This window comes from Luteimonas saliphila (genome assembly GCF_016774335.1).
GTDB lineage: Bacteria > Pseudomonadota > Gammaproteobacteria > Xanthomonadales > Xanthomonadaceae > Luteimonas > Luteimonas saliphila.
Map to the genome: position 1 here is coordinate 105133 of NZ_JAETWA010000045.1, position 14919 is coordinate 120051.

Annotated in this window: 16 protein-coding genes; 8 read left to right on the forward strand and 8 right to left on the reverse strand. The window is 69.2% G+C overall.

The window, feature by feature from the left end:
* Positions 1–56: 56 nt before the first annotated feature.
* From JMO03_RS15540 to ykgO, 7 genes are all read right to left on the reverse strand, one after another.
* Positions 57–1091, reverse strand: coding sequence for an alpha/beta hydrolase (locus tag JMO03_RS15540; RefSeq protein ID WP_202844657.1), 1035 nt, complete (start codon positions 1089–1091; stop codon positions 57–59).
* A gap of 73 nt (positions 1092–1164) precedes the next feature.
* Positions 1165–1770: a TetR/AcrR family transcriptional regulator gene (locus JMO03_RS15545; RefSeq protein ID WP_202844658.1), complete on the reverse strand. Its 606-nt coding sequence runs from the start codon at positions 1768–1770 to the stop codon at positions 1165–1167.
* Between the two features lie 37 nt (positions 1771–1807).
* Entirely contained in the window at positions 1808–2353 is a 546-nt protein-coding gene (locus JMO03_RS15550; protein WP_202844659.1) for a GNAT family N-acetyltransferase, read from the reverse strand.
* Positions 2354–2358: 5 nt separating this feature from the next.
* On the reverse strand, positions 2359–3243 hold the full coding sequence (locus tag JMO03_RS15555; RefSeq protein WP_202844660.1) for a carbon-nitrogen hydrolase: 885 nt from the start codon (positions 3241–3243) through the stop codon (positions 2359–2361).
* Between the two features lie 129 nt (positions 3244–3372).
* On the reverse strand, positions 3373–4404 hold the full coding sequence (locus JMO03_RS15560) for an agmatine deiminase family protein (RefSeq protein WP_202844661.1): 1032 nt from the start codon (positions 4402–4404) through the stop codon (positions 3373–3375).
* A gap of 11 nt (positions 4405–4415) precedes the next feature.
* Complete coding sequence (locus JMO03_RS15565) at positions 4416–4742, reverse strand: hypothetical protein (RefSeq protein WP_202844662.1); 327 nt, start codon at positions 4740–4742, stop codon at positions 4416–4418.
* Between the two features lie 236 nt (positions 4743–4978).
* Positions 4979–5104: a type B 50S ribosomal protein L36 gene (gene ykgO / locus JMO03_RS15570; RefSeq protein WP_010342887.1), complete on the reverse strand. Its 126-nt coding sequence runs from the start codon at positions 5102–5104 to the stop codon at positions 4979–4981.
* Positions 5105–5268: 164 nt separating this feature from the next.
* On the opposite strand from ykgO, the gene cmk reads away from it, so the two are divergent.
* The 8 genes from cmk (at position 5269) to galU (ending at position 13593) form a co-directional block, all read left to right on the forward strand.
* On the forward strand, positions 5269–5961 hold the full coding sequence (gene cmk, locus JMO03_RS15575) for a (d)CMP kinase (RefSeq protein ID WP_202844663.1): 693 nt from the start codon (positions 5269–5271) through the stop codon (positions 5959–5961).
* 212 nt (positions 5962–6173) lie between these two features.
* Positions 6174–7862 carry a 30S ribosomal protein S1 gene (gene rpsA, locus JMO03_RS15580; protein WP_202844664.1) on the forward strand — a complete coding sequence of 563 codons (1689 nt, stop codon included), beginning with the start codon at positions 6174–6176 and terminating at the stop codon, positions 7860–7862.
* Between the two features lie 114 nt (positions 7863–7976).
* Positions 7977–8279, forward strand: coding sequence for an integration host factor subunit beta (locus tag JMO03_RS15585; protein ID WP_202844665.1), 303 nt, complete (start codon positions 7977–7979; stop codon positions 8277–8279).
* 30 nt (positions 8280–8309) lie between these two features.
* Positions 8310–8579 (forward strand): lipopolysaccharide assembly protein LapA domain-containing protein, encoded by a 270-nt coding sequence (locus JMO03_RS15590; protein WP_202844666.1) that lies wholly within the window; start codon positions 8310–8312, stop codon positions 8577–8579.
* A 4-nt stretch (positions 8580–8583) separates the two neighbouring features.
* Positions 8584–9762: a lipopolysaccharide assembly protein LapB gene (gene lapB, locus JMO03_RS15595; protein WP_202844667.1), complete on the forward strand. Its 1179-nt coding sequence runs from the start codon at positions 8584–8586 to the stop codon at positions 9760–9762.
* Complete coding sequence (locus JMO03_RS15600) at positions 9702–10781, forward strand: MraY family glycosyltransferase (protein ID WP_238346232.1); 1080 nt, start codon at positions 9702–9704, stop codon at positions 10779–10781. The genes lapB and JMO03_RS15600 overlap by 61 nt, the downstream gene beginning before the upstream one ends.
* 2 nt (positions 10782–10783) lie before the next feature.
* Positions 10784–12694 (forward strand): nucleoside-diphosphate sugar epimerase/dehydratase, encoded by a 1911-nt coding sequence (locus JMO03_RS15605; RefSeq protein WP_202844668.1) that lies wholly within the window; start codon positions 10784–10786, stop codon positions 12692–12694.
* Entirely contained in the window at positions 12691–13593 is a 903-nt protein-coding gene (gene galU, locus JMO03_RS15610; RefSeq protein ID WP_202844669.1) for a UTP--glucose-1-phosphate uridylyltransferase GalU, read from the forward strand. The genes JMO03_RS15605 and galU overlap by 4 nt, the downstream gene beginning before the upstream one ends.
* Before the next feature lie 78 nt (positions 13594–13671).
* Here the strand turns inward: galU and JMO03_RS15615 are convergent, their stop codons facing one another.
* Positions 13672–14877 (reverse strand): acetyl-CoA C-acyltransferase, encoded by a 1206-nt coding sequence (locus tag JMO03_RS15615; protein WP_202844670.1) that lies wholly within the window; start codon positions 14875–14877, stop codon positions 13672–13674.
* Positions 14878–14919: the final 42 nt, after the last annotated feature.

A 14919-nucleotide genomic window follows, 5' to 3' on the forward strand; every position in this document is an offset into this window, starting at 1 on the left:
GGGTAGTGCCTTGCGCGCGGCAGGGAAAGCAGGGTCGGCGCGCCCGAGGACCGTGTTCACCCAGGTCGTGGAGTCCGCCGGCAGACGCCCGCGGACGCGTAGTCCCGGTCGAGTTCGCTGCGCGCGTCCGCAGGTGTGGCGGGCCGCGCCGCGGAATGGCCTTGCGACATGAACCGGGCGATGTCCGACACCACCGATGGATCGCGCAGCAGCCGCCGATGTCCGAGCCCGTCGGTGCCGACCAGTTGTGCGTCGGGCCAGGCCTGCGCCACCGCGCGCCCGTGGAAGAAGGGCACGTCGCGGTCCCCACGGTCGTGCACGACCAGCAGCGGCGGCAGCGCGCGCAGGCGCGCGAGACCGGGCATGTCGAAATCGGTCCATGGACGGGCGAATCGGGCTTCGACGCTCGCACGGAAACGTGCGGTCACCGCCGGGCTGGCCCCGATCGCGCGGCCGAACGGCTCGATCGCGGCGGAGGGCAGGGCGAACGGCGCGACGAACGCGATCCGTCCCGGACCCGTCCAGCCGTCGCGCAGGGCCAGTGCGGTGGCAGTGCAGCCACCCGAATGCGCGACCACGCCTGCCAGCGGTCCGACCCCGGCGGCGACCACCCTCAGCGCGTCGGCGATCTCCAGCATGCTCACCCGGTGGCCCCCGAGACGGCTGGGATCGGAGCGGCCATGCGCCGGCGCGTCGAAGGCGACCACCCGCAAGCCGCGCGCGAGCAGGGGTTCGACCAGCGCGTGCATCTGCCCGGCATGGCCGCCCCAGCCGTGGACCAGCAGCACCGTCGGAGCTCGTCCCCACGACCAGGCCTCGACACGCCGGCCATGCACGCGGAACGCGAGCGCCTCGCCATGGGCGAGGCAGGCGTTGGCATCGGGTCGAGGCTTCGTCCTGGGCGCCGAGAACCAGATCCGGTCGAACAGCGCGGCCGCGCGTTCCGGCGACACCCGGGAGAGCACGCGCATGGCGCCGCGCAGGGCGGACATGCGCCAGCTGCTCCCTAGCCATGACGCCTGGGTGGTCGGGGTGTCGGCGACCGGCGTGGCCAGCCCGGCGGTGTCGATCGGATCAAGGGTGCCGTCCAAATTTTCGGAACGAACGATCGTGCTATTTTGTGTGTCCAGAACATCCATGCCAGGGTCCTCTCGGGTTCGGCGATCAGGCGGTGGGGGCGTAGCTGCGAAGCAGCCGTTCGAACGCGCGGAACCCGCGTGCGGCCGCTTCGGTGTAGCCGGTGAGCCCGGCGTCGTGATGGACCGCGAGCGCGATCGCGTAGATCTCGAAGGCGACCTGGCCCGGCTCGGTGTCGGCGGCGAGCTCGCCGCTGTCGATCGCCAGCTGCACGGCCCTGGCCAGCTGGTCGCGCCAGTCCGATTCCTGCTGCAGCACGCGGTCGCGGATCGGGCCGGGGCGGTCGTCGTATTCGCTGGCGGCGGCCAGGAACAGGCAGCCGCCATCGTCCTCGTGGCGGACCCATTCGGCCCAGTTGGCGAAGATCGCGCGCAGTCGCGGCAGGCCGCGCTTCTCGCGCAGCGCCGGGACCAGCACGTCGCGGATGAACAGTTCGCCGCCGAGGTCGAGCGTGGCGAGCTGCAGTTCCTCGCGCGAGCCGAAGTGGGCGAACACCCCGCTCTTGGACATGCCGACCTGCTCGGCGACCCCACCGATGGTGAGGCCTTCGAGGCCGTTGACGCAGGCCAGCGCGTAGGAACGCGCGAGGATGGCCTCGCGCGTGGTGGCACCCTTCGTGGGGGAGGGCGTCATGAGCACGCCCCTATAAAAGCACGACCGTTCGTATCGATCAAGTGCCGGACCCCGGGTCTTCTCCGGCCGCCGTCGACGCGCCCGGGCCCAGCGGGCGCTGCATGAACACGGTGTCGAGCCAGCGCCCGTGCTTCCAGGCGATCCCCGGCATGGTCCCGGTGTGCACGAAGCCGTAGCGCTCGTGCAGCCGGATCGAGGCGGTGTTGGTCGGTTCGCCGATAACCGCGATCATCTGCCGGTAGCCGCGCGCCTGACAGGCCTCGATCAGTGCCGCGAGCAGGGCTGCGCCGATGCCGCGCCCCTGCGCACCGGTCGCGACGTAGACCGAATTCTCCACCGTGAACCGGTACCCCAGCCGCGCGCGGAAGCTGCCCGCATACGCGTAGCCGGCGACCCTGCCGTCCAGCTCCGCAACGAGATAGGGGAAACCGCCCTCCACGATCGCCCGCATGCGGCGACCCATCTCCGCCTCGTCGGGCACGTCGTATTCGTAGGTGTTGACGCGTTCGCGGACTTCGTCTGCGTAGATGACGGCGATCGCGGGAATGTCGGCGTCGGTCGCCGCTCGGATCATCGATGGCACAGGAGTCAGTCCAGATAGCGTTTGAGCAGGCCGTCGTAGGCATCGATGCGGCGGTCGCGCAGGAACGGCCAGATCCTCCGCACATGCTCGCTGCGGGCGAGGTCGACCTCGGCCAGGAGCACGGTAGCTTCCGCCCCGGCCTCGGCGATGAACTCGCCCTGCGGCCCCAGCACGTGGCTGTTGCCCCAGAAATCGATCCCGCTCGCGCCGATCGGCGAAGGTTCGTGGCCGACGCGGTTGCAGGAGAGCACGGGCAGGCCGTTGGCGACCGCGTGGCCGCGATGGCTCAACACCCAGGCATCGCGCTGGCGGGTCTTCTCGGCCGGGTCGTCGTCCGGGTCCCAGCCGATCGCCGTGGGATAGAGCAGCAGCTCCGCACCGGCCAGCGCCATCAGCCGCGCGCCTTCCGGATACCACTGGTCCCAGCACACCAGTACGCCCAGGCGGCCGACCGAGGTGTCGATCGGCTGGAAGCCGAGGTCCCCGGGGGTGAAGTAGAACTTCTCGTAGAACCCCGGATCGTCCGGGATGTGCATCTTGCGGTACCTGCCGGCGACGCTGCCGTCGCGTTCCAGCACCACCGCGGTGTTGTGGTATAGGCCCGCGGCGCGCCGTTCGAACAACGAGGCGACCAGCACCACGCCATGCCGTTTCGCCAGCCTGCCGAGGCGCTCGGTGCTGGGGCCGGGTACCGGCTCGGCGAGGTCGAACTCGGCCACCGACTCGTGCTGGCAGAAGTAGCAGCCGTTGTGCAGTTCCTGCAGCAGGACCAACTGCGCGCCGGACCTCGCGGCCTCGGCGACGCGGGCTTCGATCACGGAGAGGTTGGCGTCGGCATCGCCGTGGTTGCGCTCCTGGATCAGCGCGACGGGCAGGGTCCTGGTCTTCATCGGCACATTGTAGGGCGCGGCCTCGCCCGCCGGCAGCTACGTCGCTCCGCCCTGTTCAAGGACCTGCGCCGGCCCCTCGCAGCGATGTTCCCTCGCGGTGCAGACGCCCCTGGAACCCAGAACGGCTTCCTAAACCAGCCCTTCGGGCAGTTGCATGGTCACGCAATGCAGGCTTCCGTTCTGCCAGATCAGCGGCCGGCACGGCACCTGCACGATTTCGCGTCCGGGGAACGCATGCGCCAGCACCGCCGCGGCCGCGGCGTCGGCCGGATCGCCGTAGGCCGGCATCAGCACGGCGCCATTGACGATCAGGAAGTTGGCGTACGACGCCGCCAGGCGCCGATCCTGGTCCAGGATCGGCGCCGGCCACGGCAGGGCGAACAGGCGATAGGGCTTGCCGTCGCGGGTGCGCAGCGCGGCGAGTTCCGAGGCCATGGCCTGAAGGCCGGGGTAATGGCTGTCGGCGGGATCGTCGCAGGCCTGGTAGACGATTGCATCCGGCGCGGCGAAGCGGGCGAGGGTGTCGATGTGGGCATCGGTGTCGTCGCCCTCCAGCGCGCCGTGCTCGAGCCAGAGCACCCGGTCCTGCGCCAGCCAGCCCGCAAGCCGGCTGTCGAGTTCGCCGCGGCTGGCGTCGGGGTGGCGCTCGTGCAGGCACTGCCAGGTGGTCAGCAGGGTACCGGCGCCGTCGGTTTCGATCGCGCCGCCTTCGAGAGCGAAATCAATCGGTTGGCGCGTACTGTTCGCGAGGATTCCCAGGTCGTGGAGCCGCTCGACCAGCAGGTCGTCCCGGCTCGCGTCGAACTTGCCGCCCCAGCCGGTAAAGCGGAAATCGAGCAACCGGAAGCCGTCGGCCCCGCGCAGGCTGATCGGGCCGGAATCGCGCAGCCATGTGTCGTCGTAGGGCACCTCGACGAAGCGCACCCGGTCCATGTCGACCCGCGCCGACGACAGCCGGGCGCGCGCGTAGGCCTCCACGTCGGCATCGGCCACGCACACGATCGCCGGCTCGAAACGGGTGATCGCCGCGACCAGCGCGATATAGGTGTCCTCGACCTCGGCCAGGCGCGCGGCCCAGTCGGTGTCGGCGGTCGGCCACGCGAGCAGGACCGCGGACTGGGGTTCCCACTCCGCGGGGAAGCGCGATGTCGCTGCGGTCATCGTCCGGCGGATTACCGGATCGCGGGCTTCGGCCCGACTTCTGAGGCGTGCGCCTGGTTGAGCACGGCGTCGATCACGCGGTCGCGTTCGAAATACACGGTGAAGGCCGGGTACACCCAGCGGTTGATCGTCGGCCACTGCCGCTTCTGGCCGCCGCGCGGATCGAGCTTCTCGGTGGGGGCGCCGAAGCGGGCCTGCACCTGGGCGGCGCTGAGTCCACGCTCGGGCAGGGCGACATGCGCCTTGTGCTGCGCGCGGTCGACCAGCAGGGTGTCGGCGGATGCGGCGCCCGCGGCGCACAGCAGCGCGGACAGGGCGAGGCACGGGATCAGGCGCATGGTCGGGCTCCGTCGGGATTCAGGGCGGTTGGCCCCGGCGTTGTAGCAGATTCGGCAGCGGGGCGCTGTGTCGGTTGCCGGGTTTGGTGCGGACGGGGGACAAGGCCTCCGTCGGCTCCGGGCCGTCCGCGGCCGCACACCGCACGCACGCACGCAAAAAGGCCGCATCGCTGCGGCCCTTCGCGTTACGGCTCGGGATCCGCGGCGCCCGGGTCCCGGGCGGCGGATCGTAACGGTCAGCGCTGGCGCGCCTTGAAACGCGGGTTCGACTTGCAGATCACGAAGACCTTGCCACGGCGACGAACGACCTTGCAGTCGCGGTGACGGGCCTTCGCCGACTTCAGGGAGGACAGGACCTTCATGACAGACCTCGGAAACGGTTCGGAAACGGGCAGGCGGAAAACGTAGCCGCGCATTATAGCGGACTTTTCCCCGGAGATTCAAGCGCTTGTCCGGATCATTGCGAAAGCGGGCGGCGCGACGTGCGCTGCAGGATAATCGCACGCCTCCCCCTCAGGTAGCCCGCATGTCCGACCCGATCCCCGTGCTCACCATCGACGGCCCCTCCGGCTCCGGCAAGGGCACCATCAGTCGCCTGGTGGCTCAGCGGCTCGGCTGGCACTACCTCGATTCCGGGGCGCTGTACCGGGCCGTCGGCGTCGCCGCCGGCTGGGCCGATCTGGACCTCGACGATGCGGGGGCGCTGGTGCGGTGCACGTTCGACACCGAAATCGGCTTCCGGGAGTCCGATGCCGGGGAATTGCGGGTGTTGGTCAACGGGCACGACGCCACCGACGAGTTGCGCACCGAGACCGCCGGCGCCGCGGCCTCCGCGATCGCCGCGATCCCGGAAGTCCGGGCCGCGCTCAAGGACCGCCAGCGGGCGTTCCGCCGACCCCCGGGGCTGGTGACGGACGGCCGCGACATGGGCACGGTGATCTTTCCGGACGCCCCCTACAAGGTGTTCCTGACCGCCAGCGCTGCGGAACGCGCGGAAAGACGCTATAAACAGTTGAAGGACAAGGGGGTTTCGGTCACAATGGACGGTCTGCTGCGCGAGATCCTCGCGCGCGACGCCCGTGACGCCAGTCGCACGGTGGCGCCGCTGCGGCCGGCCGAGGGAGCCGTCCACATCGATACCACCGGCCTGGACATCGACGCGGTCGTCGAGCGCGTGCTGGCCGCGGTGGTCCCACGACCGCGGACATCCGTGGCCTGAGGGCCGCCGCCCGGTTCCAGCGTCCCGGTCCGGGGCGCGGGAGCCCGCCGGATCGAACAAGGCAGACACCAGCCCCGCGCGGGAAGTTCCCGCGCGGTTCCGTCCAACACAACACTCACGGCCATACGCAATCCCGCGCAGGTCGACAACGGGTGGACCGCGGCGTCTCAGTCGGGCGCTCGGTCTGTGTCATCAACCGAGTAATCTTCAAAATGACCGAATCATTCGCAGAACTGTTCGAAGCCAGCCAGGCCAACCTGGCCAAGCTCAAGCCCGGCGCGATCGTCACCGGCACCGTCGTCGACGTACGTACCGACGTGGTCGTCATCAACGCCGGTCTCAAGTCCGAAGGCATCGTGCCGATCGAGCAGTTCCGTAACGACGCCGGCGAGATCGACATCGCCGTCGGCGACGTCGTCAAGGTCGCGCTGGACTCCCTGGAAAACGGCTTCGGCGAGACCGTGCTGTCGCGCGAGAAGGCCAAGCGCGCCATGGTGTGGGACGAACTCGAGGAAGCGCTCGAGAAGAACGAGACCATCACCGGCCGCATCAGCGGCAAGGTCAAGGGCGGCTTCACCGTCGACATCAAGGACGTCCGTGCGTTCCTGCCCGGTTCCCTGGTCGACGTGCGCCCGGTCCGCGACCCGGTGTACCTGGAAGGCAAGGAACTCGAGTTCAAGCTCATCAAGCTCGACCGCAAGCGCAACAATGTGGTCGTCTCCCGCCGCGCGGTGGTCGAGAGCGAGCATTCGGAAGAGCGCGAGCAGCTGATGGAGAAGCTGGTCGAGGGCGCGGTGCTCAAGGGCGTGGTCAAGAACCTCACCGATTACGGCGCGTTCGTCGACCTCGGCGGCATCGACGGCCTGCTGCACATCACCGACATGGCCTGGAAGCGCGTGCGCCATCCGTCCGAGGTGGTGGAAGTGGGCGCAGAGCTCGACGTGCGCGTGCTCAAGTACGACCGCGAGCGCAACCGCGTCAGCCTCGGCCTCAAGCAGCTGGGCGAGGATCCTTGGGACAACATCGCCCGCCGCTACCCGTCCAACACCCGCGTGTTCGGCAAGGTCTCCAACGTCACCGATTACGGCGCGTTCGTCGAGATCGAGCCGGGCGTCGAGGGCCTGGTGCACGTCTCGGAGATGGACTGGACCAACAAGAACGTCAACCCGTCCAAGGTGGTGCAGGTCGGCGACGAACTCGAGGTCATGGTGCTCGACGTCGACGAGGAGCGTCGTCGCATCTCGCTCGGCATCAAGCAGGTCACCAGCAACCCGTGGGAAACCTTCGCCGCGATCCACAAGAAGGGCGACAAGGTGTCGGGCCAGATCAAGTCGATCACCGACTTCGGCATCTTCATCGGCCTGGACGGCGGCATCGACGGCCTGATCCACCTGTCGGACATCACCTGGAATTCGACTGGCGAGGAAGTCGCGCGCAACTTCAAGAAGGGCGACACGATGGAAGCGGTGGTGCTGGCGGTTGATCCCGAGCGCGAGCGCATCTCGCTGGGCGTCAAGCAGCTCGAGCAGGATCCCTACGGCCAGTTCCTGGCCAACCATCCGCGCGGCTCGAAGGTCACCGGTACGGTCAAGGAAGTGGACGCCAAGGGTGCGGTCATCGACCTGGGCGAGGGCGTGGAGGGTTACGTGGCCGCTCGCGACGTGGCCGACACCCGCGTCGACGACGCCAGCCAGCATCTCAAGGTGGGCGAGACGGTCGAGGCCAAGTACGTCGGCCAGGACCGCAAGAGCCGGACCCTGCAGCTCTCGATCCGCGCCAAGGACGAAGCCGAGGCCGCCGAGAGCCTGGCCGAGTACAACAAGAGCGCGGCGGAAGCCTCGAGCGGCACCACCAAGCTGGGTGCGCTGCTGCGCGAGCAGCTGGAAAACAAGTCCGAATAAGTGGACTCGCGGCGCAAGCCGCAGACGCCCGGCCTTCGCGGCCGGGCGGTTGCAAGACGGATGGCCCGGAGTGAATCCGGGCCGTCCTTCCGGACTTCCACGGGCGCGTCGACGATGACCAAATCGGAACTGATCGAGATCCTGACCCAGCGCCAGGCGCACCTCAAGGCCGACGACGTCGACCTGGCGGTGAAGTCGCTGCTGGAGATGATGGCCGGTTCGCTCGCGCACGGCGAGCGGATCGAGATCCGTGGTTTCGGCAGCTTCTCGTTGCATTTCCGTCCGCCGCGCACCGGGCGCAATCCCAAGACCGGCGATGCCGTGGCGCTGCCCGGCAAGCACGTCCCCCATTTCAAGCCCGGCAAGGAGTTGCGCGAGCGGGTCACCGCCGTCATTCCGCTGCCGTCCGAGGAGTAGGCCGCGCAACCGCGTCAGGCCCCCCGCGCGATGCGACTGCTTCGAATCCTTATCGCTCTCCTGTTCGCCCTGCTCGGCATCGCCGTCGGCGCGCTGAACCCGCAGCGCGTGACCCTGGACCTCGGCTTCGCCGGCCTCGACGCCGGCCTCGGGGTGATGCTGCTGGCGGCGCTGCTGGCGGGTGCGGTGTGCGGTGGACTGGCGCTGGCGTTGGGTGTGATCGTCCCGCTGCGGAGGCGGCTGCAGCGCGATCGCGCGGGCGAGGATCCGGCGCGCCCCCCCTACGACACGGGAGTCTGACCGCATGGCATTCGTCACCGAATGGTTCTGGTTCTTCCTGCTGCTGCCGATCGCCGCGCTCAGCGGCTGGGTCATCGGTCGCCGCGGGGGCGAGCGCCATAGCGACACCCAGGTCAGCCGCCTGTCGACCACCTACTTCCGCGGCCTGAACTACCTGCTCAACGAGCAGCCGGACAAGGCGATCGAGCTGTTCCTGCACATCGCCGAGCTGGACAAGGAAACCTTCGAGACCCAGCTCGCGCTCGGCCACCTGTTCCGCCGCCGCGGCGAGGTCGACCGCGCGATCCGGCTCCACCAGGGGCTGGCGCAACGCCCGGACCTCAGCGATCCGCAGAAGGTCCAGGCGCTGCTGGCGCTGGGCGAGGACTACATGAAGTCGGGCCTGCTCGACCGCGCCGAAGTGGTGTTCACCGACCTGGCCAGGATCGACCAGCGCGCGCCGCAGGCGCTGCGGCACCTGATCGGCATCTACGAGGCCGAGCGCGACTGGGCCAAGGCGATCGAGAACGCCACCCGCTTCGAGGCCGCCACCGGCGAGCCCATGGGCAAGCTGGTGGCGCAGTTCGAGTGCGAGCTCGCCGATCGCCTGCGCCTGGCCGGCGACGCCGACGGGGCGCGGGACGCGGTTGCGCGCGCGTATGCGGCCGATTCGAAATCGGTGCGCGCGGGCATCCTCGAGGGACGGCTGGAAACCGATGCCGGCAACGACGCCGCCGCGATCCGCGCCTACGAGCGCGCGGCGCGGCACGACACCGACTTCCTGCCCGAGGTGCTGCCGGCGCTGCTGGCGGCCTACGACCGGGTGGGCGACGCATCGGGCGCGCGCAAGTTCCTGGCCGAGATGAGCGAACACTACCGCGGCATCGCGCCGGTGCTGGCGCTCACGCGGCTGGTCGAGGTGCAGGACGGCGTCCACGCCGCGCGCGGCTATCTCGCGCAGCAGCTGAAGGATCGTCCCTCGGTGCGGGGCGAGGCCGCCCTGATCGACCTCACGCTGGCCGACAACACCGACCTCGCCGCAACCCTGCAGGACCTGCGACTCATCACCGAGCAGTTGCTGGTGCGCAACCCGAGCTATCGTTGCACCCGCTGCGGGTTTGGCGCCAGGAGCCATCACTGGCAATGCCCGAGCTGCAAGGACTGGGGCACGATCAAGCCATTGCTGAACTACGCCGTCGTCTGATGCCGGCATTCGCCACGGTCGGACTCTGGGTGCTCGGCGGCCTCGTCCTCGGCGCCGCGGCGACCGCGCTGGCGCGTACGTATGCGCTGCGGCGACAGCTGATCGACCACCCGGGCGAGCGCCGGAGCCATACCAGCGCCACGCCGAGGGGGGGCGGCGTCTCGATCGTCGTCGTGCTGCTGGCGGCCCTGGCCGTCAGCATGTCGGCGGTCCCGGGCCACGCCGGCGCCGCGGGTCTGGCGGGCGCCGGGCTGCTGCTGGTGGCGGGCATCGGCTGGGTCGACGATCATCGACCGCTGCCGGCGCTGCCGCGCCTGGGTACGCACGTGCTCGCGGCGGCGCTGCTGGCCTGGGCGCTCCTGATCGCAGGCGGCAGCGGGCTGGATGCCGCCACCGCCTTCTTCGCGGCCGTCGTCCTGACCAATGTCTGGAACTTCATGGACGGCATCGACGGCATCGCCGCCGCTCAGGCGACTGTCGTCGCCCTGGCCTACGCGCTGTTCGCCGGGCAGGGCCCGGTGTTCTGGCTCGGTCTGGCGCTCGTCGCCGCGAGCTGCGGCTTCCTGCCGTTCAATTTTCCCAGGGCCCGGATCTTCCTCGGCGACGTGGGTAGCGGCACGCTCGGATATGCGTTGGCGGGGCTGCTGGCGCTGGGATCGCTGCAGCAGGAGTGGGGAACCCGCATCCTGCTGCTGTTTCCGCTGCTGCCATTCCTTCTTGACACGACCTTGACGTTGCTTGCGCGCATCGTGCGTGGCGAGGCTTGGTGGTTGCCGCATATACAGCACGCCTACCAGGCATGGGCACGCGCGAGAGGCGGGCACGCAGGAGTCACGCTGGCCTATGCCGGCGCGGCGCTGGCCACCGTGCTGGCCATGTTTGCAATGCGTTCATGGAGTTCGACGGTTATCATGGCAACGTACTTGACGTTCCTGTTGGCGGGGGGGCTGGCATGGAAGCGGCTTCGCGGGTTCACCGCGGGGAAAGGACCTAACAGTCTCAGAGACAGGAAGCCCTGAACATGGTCAGTTGGAAGGATCGGGCCACCACCACGGTGCCGAGGATGGCAGTGGTCGCCCACGACCTGTTCATGGTCTGGCTGTGCTGGTCGGGCCTGCATCATTTCCGCTACGCCATGCTGCCGCTGTTGCCGGTACCGCCGCTGTCGTCGACCGAACTCCTGCTGGTCCTGGGCGCGCAGGGGGCGGTGTTCTGGCAGGTGGGCCTGTACCGCGGCGTGTGGCGGTTCGCGAGCCTGCCCGACCTGATCAACATCCTCAAGGCGGCCATGATCGGCCTGCTGGCGATCATGCTGGCGTTGTTCGTCTACAACCGGCTGGACCAGGTCCCGCGCTCGGTCCTGCTGCTCTATCCGTTGCTGCTCACGGCACTGCTCGGCATGCCGCGGCTGCTGTATCGCGCATGGAAGGATCACAGCATCGCGCGCACCGACAAGGCTGCGCTGCGGGTACTGATCCTGGGTGCCGGACAGGCGGGCGAGACCCTGGTGCGCGACCTGCGGCGCGCCGGTGCCTACGTGCCCGTCGGCTTCCTGGATGATGCAGCCAAGTTGCGCGGCAGCCGTCTGCAGGGCGTGCCGGTGCTGGGGCGAGTGGAAGACCTTGCCCGGATCGCCCCGGAGACCGCGGCGCATTTGCTGGTGATCGCGATGCCTTCGGTCGACGCGGCGACCATGCGGCGGATCGTCGCCGCCTGCGAGCGGACCGGCCTGCCGTTCCGGACGGTGCCGCGGCTCGACGACATGCTCGAGGGCCGGTCACTGCCGGGCGAGCTCAAGGAAGTCGCGATCGAGGATCTGCTTGGCCGCAAGCCGGTAACGCCCGACTGGAAGGCGATCCGCGGCTGGCTCGGCGGGCGCAGCGTGCTGATCACCGGCGCCGGCGGATCGATCGGTGGCGAACTCTGCCGCCAGTGCGCGCGTCATGGTGCCGGCAGGATCGCGCTGGTGGAGATCGACGAGCTCGCGCTGATCAAGGCCGAGTCCGAGTTGCGGCGCGATTTCCCGCAGATCCAGTGCATCCCGGTGCTGGGCGACTGCGGCGACCCGGCGGTGATGCGGCATGCGCTGGGCCTGTCCAGTCCCGATGCGGTGTTCCACGCGGCCGCGTACAAGCAGGTGCCCATGCTGGAGGGCCAGTTGCGCGAGGCGGTGCGCAACAACGTGCTCGCAACCGAGGTCGTGGCGCGGGCCGCGGCCGCGGCGAAGGTCGGCACCTTCGTACTGATCTCCACCGACAAGGCGGTCGATCCGGTCAACGTGCTCGGTGCGACCAAGCGGCTGGCGGAGATGGTCTGCCAGTCGCTGGCCGAGCCGGAAGGCACCCATTTCGTGACCGTGCGGTTCGGCAACGTGCTCGACTCGGCAGGCAGCGTGGTGCCGCTGTTCCGCGAGCAGATCCGCAACGGCGGCCCGGTGACCGTCACCGATCCGGAGGTCACGCGCTACTTCATGACGATCCCGGAGGCCTGCCAGCTGATCATGCAGTCCGTCGCGATCGGCTCGCGCCAGGCGATCTATACCCTCGACATGGGCGAGCCGATCCCGATCCGGTTGCTCGCCGAGCAGATGATCCGGCTCGCGGGCAAGCAGCCCGAGCGCGACATCGCGATCGTCTACACCGGCCTGCGCGCCGGCGAGAAGCTGCACGAAACGCTGTTCCACGCGGACGAACGCTACCGTCCGACCGTGCATCCGAAGATCCTGCAGGCCGAGGCGCGCTCCGTGTCCGGGGAGAAGATCCAGCAGGCGCTGGTGCGTCTGCGCGAGGCGGTAGTCGCATTCGACACCCAGGCCCTCGCACTGCTGCTTCGGGACACGCTGCCCGAGTTCCGGCCCGCCATCGGCTCGCCCAGCCGCGAGGGCGAAGGCACGGTCGTCGCATTTCCCGCAAGACAGGCACGCAAGACATGACCCGACGCATTCGCAAGGCCGTGTTCCCGGTCGCCGGCCTGGGGACGCGGTTCCTGCCTGCGACCAAGACCGTTCCCAAGGAGATGCTGCCGATCGTCGATCGGCCGTTGATCCAGTATGCCGTGGACGAGGCGATCGAGGCCGGCTGCGACACGCTGGTGTTCGTGACCAACCGCTACAAGCATGCGGTGGCCGATTACTTCGACAAGGCCTACGAGCTCGAACAGAAACTCGAGAAGGCGGGCAAGCTCGAACAACTCGAGCTGGTCCGCAACGTGCTGCCCAAGGGCGTGCAGGCGGTGTTCGTCACCCAGGCCGAGGCGCTGGGCCTGGGACACGCGGTGCTCTGTGCCAGGCCGGTGGTCGGCAACGAGCCCTTCGCGGTGCTGCTGCCCGACGACCTGATCTGGAACCGCAACGGCGACGGCGCGCTCAAGCAGATGGCCGACCACGCCGCCGCCCACGGCGTCGGCGCGATCGCGGTGCAGGACGTGCCGCGCGAGCAGACCGCCAGCTACGGGATCGTCGAGACCGGGGAATTCCGCGACCGCAGCGGTTCGATCCGGCGCATCGTCGAGAAGCCTTCCCCCGAGGAGGCCCCAAGTACGCTCGCGGTGGTCGGCCGGTACGTGCTACCCGGGGAGATATTCGACCATCTCGAACGCACCGGCCGAGGCGCCGGCGGCGAAATCCAGCTGACCGACGCGATCGCCAGCCTGATCGGCGACAAGCAGATCGACGCCTACCGCTTCCGCGGCACCCGCTTCGACTGCGGCACCCACATCGGCCTGGTCGAGGCCACCATCCGGTTCGCGCTCGATCACGAGAAGATCAGCGATGCAGCACGCGACAGCATGGCGCGCGCGCTGCAGGAGCTGGGGGTCATCGAAACCGCCTGAACCGTTGCGCGGCGGTGCAACGGGCAACGGCGCCGTGAGGCGCCGTTGCCGATCATGGCGGGGTTCGCGACCCGGTGGCTAGAGCGCTTCGAAGATCCCCGCCGCCCCCATGCCGGTGCCGATGCACATCGTCACCATGCCGTACTTCTGCTGGCGCCGGCGCAGGCCATGGACGATGGTCGCGGTGCGCACCGCGCCGGTCGCACCGAGCGGATGGCCCAGCGCGATCGCGCCGCCGAGCGGGTTGACCCTGGACGGATCGAGCTCCGAATCGCGGATCACCGCCAGCGCCTGCGCGGCGAAGGCCTCGTTGAGCTCGATCCAGTCGAGCTGGTCCTTCGACAGGCCCGCCTGCTTCAGCGCCTTCGGGATCGCGGCGATCGGGCCGATGCCCATCACTTCCGGGCGCACGCCCGCGACCGAGAAGCTGACGAAGCGGGCAAGCGGCGTGAGGCCGTAGTCCTTGATCGCCTGTTCCGAGGCCAGCAGCACCGCGCCGGCGCCGTCGCTCATCTGCGAGGAGTTGCCGGCGGTCACCGATCCGCCGAACTGGCCGTTGCGGAACACCGTGCGCAGCTTCGCCAGACCTTCGATCGAGGTATCGGCGCGCGGCCCTTCGTCCTGTTCGATCAGCAGCTTCCTCAGCCGGATCGTGTTGCCCGCCACGTCGGGCTGGTGCGAGACCACTTCGAACGGCGTGATCTCGTCCTTGAATTCGCCCGCCGCCTGCGCCGCCAGCGCTTTCCGGTGCGAGGCGAGGGCGAACGCATCCTGGTCCTCGCGCGAGACCTTCCACTCCTCGGCGACCTTCTCGGCGGTGATGCCCATGCCGTAGGCGATGGCGACATGGTCGTCCTTGAACACGGAGGGCGACAGCGCCACCTTGTTGCCCATCATCGGCACCATCGACATCGATTCGGTGCCGCCGGCCAGCATCAGCTCGGCGTTGCCGAGCCGGATCTGGTCGGCCGCCAGCGCCACCGCCTGCAGGCCGGACGAGCAGAAGCGGTTGATCGTCTGCGCGGCGATGGTGTCGGGCAGGCCGGCCAGCAGCACGCCGATGCGCGCCACGTTCATGCCTTGTTCGCCCTCGGGCATCGCGCAGCCGATGATCGCGTCGTCGATGCGGCCGAGGTCGATGCCCGGCGCCTGGGCGACGACGGCACGGAGCACGTGCGCCAGCATGTCGTCGGGCCGGGTATTGCGGAACACGCCCTTGGGCGCCTTGCCGACAGGGGTGCGGGTGGCGGCGACGATGTAGGCGTCCTGGATCTGTCTGGTCATCTTGCATTCTCCGAATGCGTCATTCGTGATTGGTGATTGGTG

What these genes read in the sequence shown, in the direction of transcription:
- JMO03_RS15605 (WP_202844668.1), top strand. Translation starts at nt 10,784, where the DNA reads ATGGTCAGTTGGAAGGATCGGGCCACCACCACGGTGCCGAGGATGGCA.
- rpsA (WP_202844664.1), top strand. Translation starts at nt 6,174, where the DNA reads ATGACCGAATCATTCGCAGAACTGTTCGAAGCCAGCCAGGCCAACCTG.
- JMO03_RS15560 (WP_202844661.1), bottom strand. Translation starts at nt 4,404, where the DNA reads ATGACCGCAGCGACATCGCGCTTCCCCGCGGAGTGGGAACCCCAGTCC.
- JMO03_RS15565 (WP_202844662.1), bottom strand. Translation starts at nt 4,742, where the DNA reads ATGCGCCTGATCCCGTGCCTCGCCCTGTCCGCGCTGCTGTGCGCCGCG.
- JMO03_RS15585 (WP_202844665.1), top strand. Translation starts at nt 7,977, where the DNA reads ATGACCAAATCGGAACTGATCGAGATCCTGACCCAGCGCCAGGCGCAC.
- JMO03_RS15615 (WP_202844670.1), bottom strand. Translation starts at nt 14,877, where the DNA reads ATGACCAGACAGATCCAGGACGCCTACATCGTCGCCGCCACCCGCACC.
- JMO03_RS15600 (WP_238346232.1), top strand. Translation starts at nt 9,702, where the DNA reads ATGCCCGAGCTGCAAGGACTGGGGCACGATCAAGCCATTGCTGAACTA.
- cmk (WP_202844663.1), top strand. Translation starts at nt 5,269, where the DNA reads ATGTCCGACCCGATCCCCGTGCTCACCATCGACGGCCCCTCCGGCTCC.
- galU (WP_202844669.1), top strand. Translation starts at nt 12,691, where the DNA reads ATGACCCGACGCATTCGCAAGGCCGTGTTCCCGGTCGCCGGCCTGGGG.
- ykgO (WP_010342887.1), bottom strand. Translation starts at nt 5,104, where the DNA reads ATGAAGGTCCTGTCCTCCCTGAAGTCGGCGAAGGCCCGTCACCGCGAC.
- JMO03_RS15590 (WP_202844666.1), top strand. Translation starts at nt 8,310, where the DNA reads ATGCGACTGCTTCGAATCCTTATCGCTCTCCTGTTCGCCCTGCTCGGC.
- JMO03_RS15545 (WP_202844658.1), bottom strand. Translation starts at nt 1,770, where the DNA reads ATGACGCCCTCCCCCACGAAGGGTGCCACCACGCGCGAGGCCATCCTC.
- lapB (WP_202844667.1), top strand. Translation starts at nt 8,584, where the DNA reads ATGGCATTCGTCACCGAATGGTTCTGGTTCTTCCTGCTGCTGCCGATC.
- JMO03_RS15555 (WP_202844660.1), bottom strand. Translation starts at nt 3,243, where the DNA reads ATGAAGACCAGGACCCTGCCCGTCGCGCTGATCCAGGAGCGCAACCAC.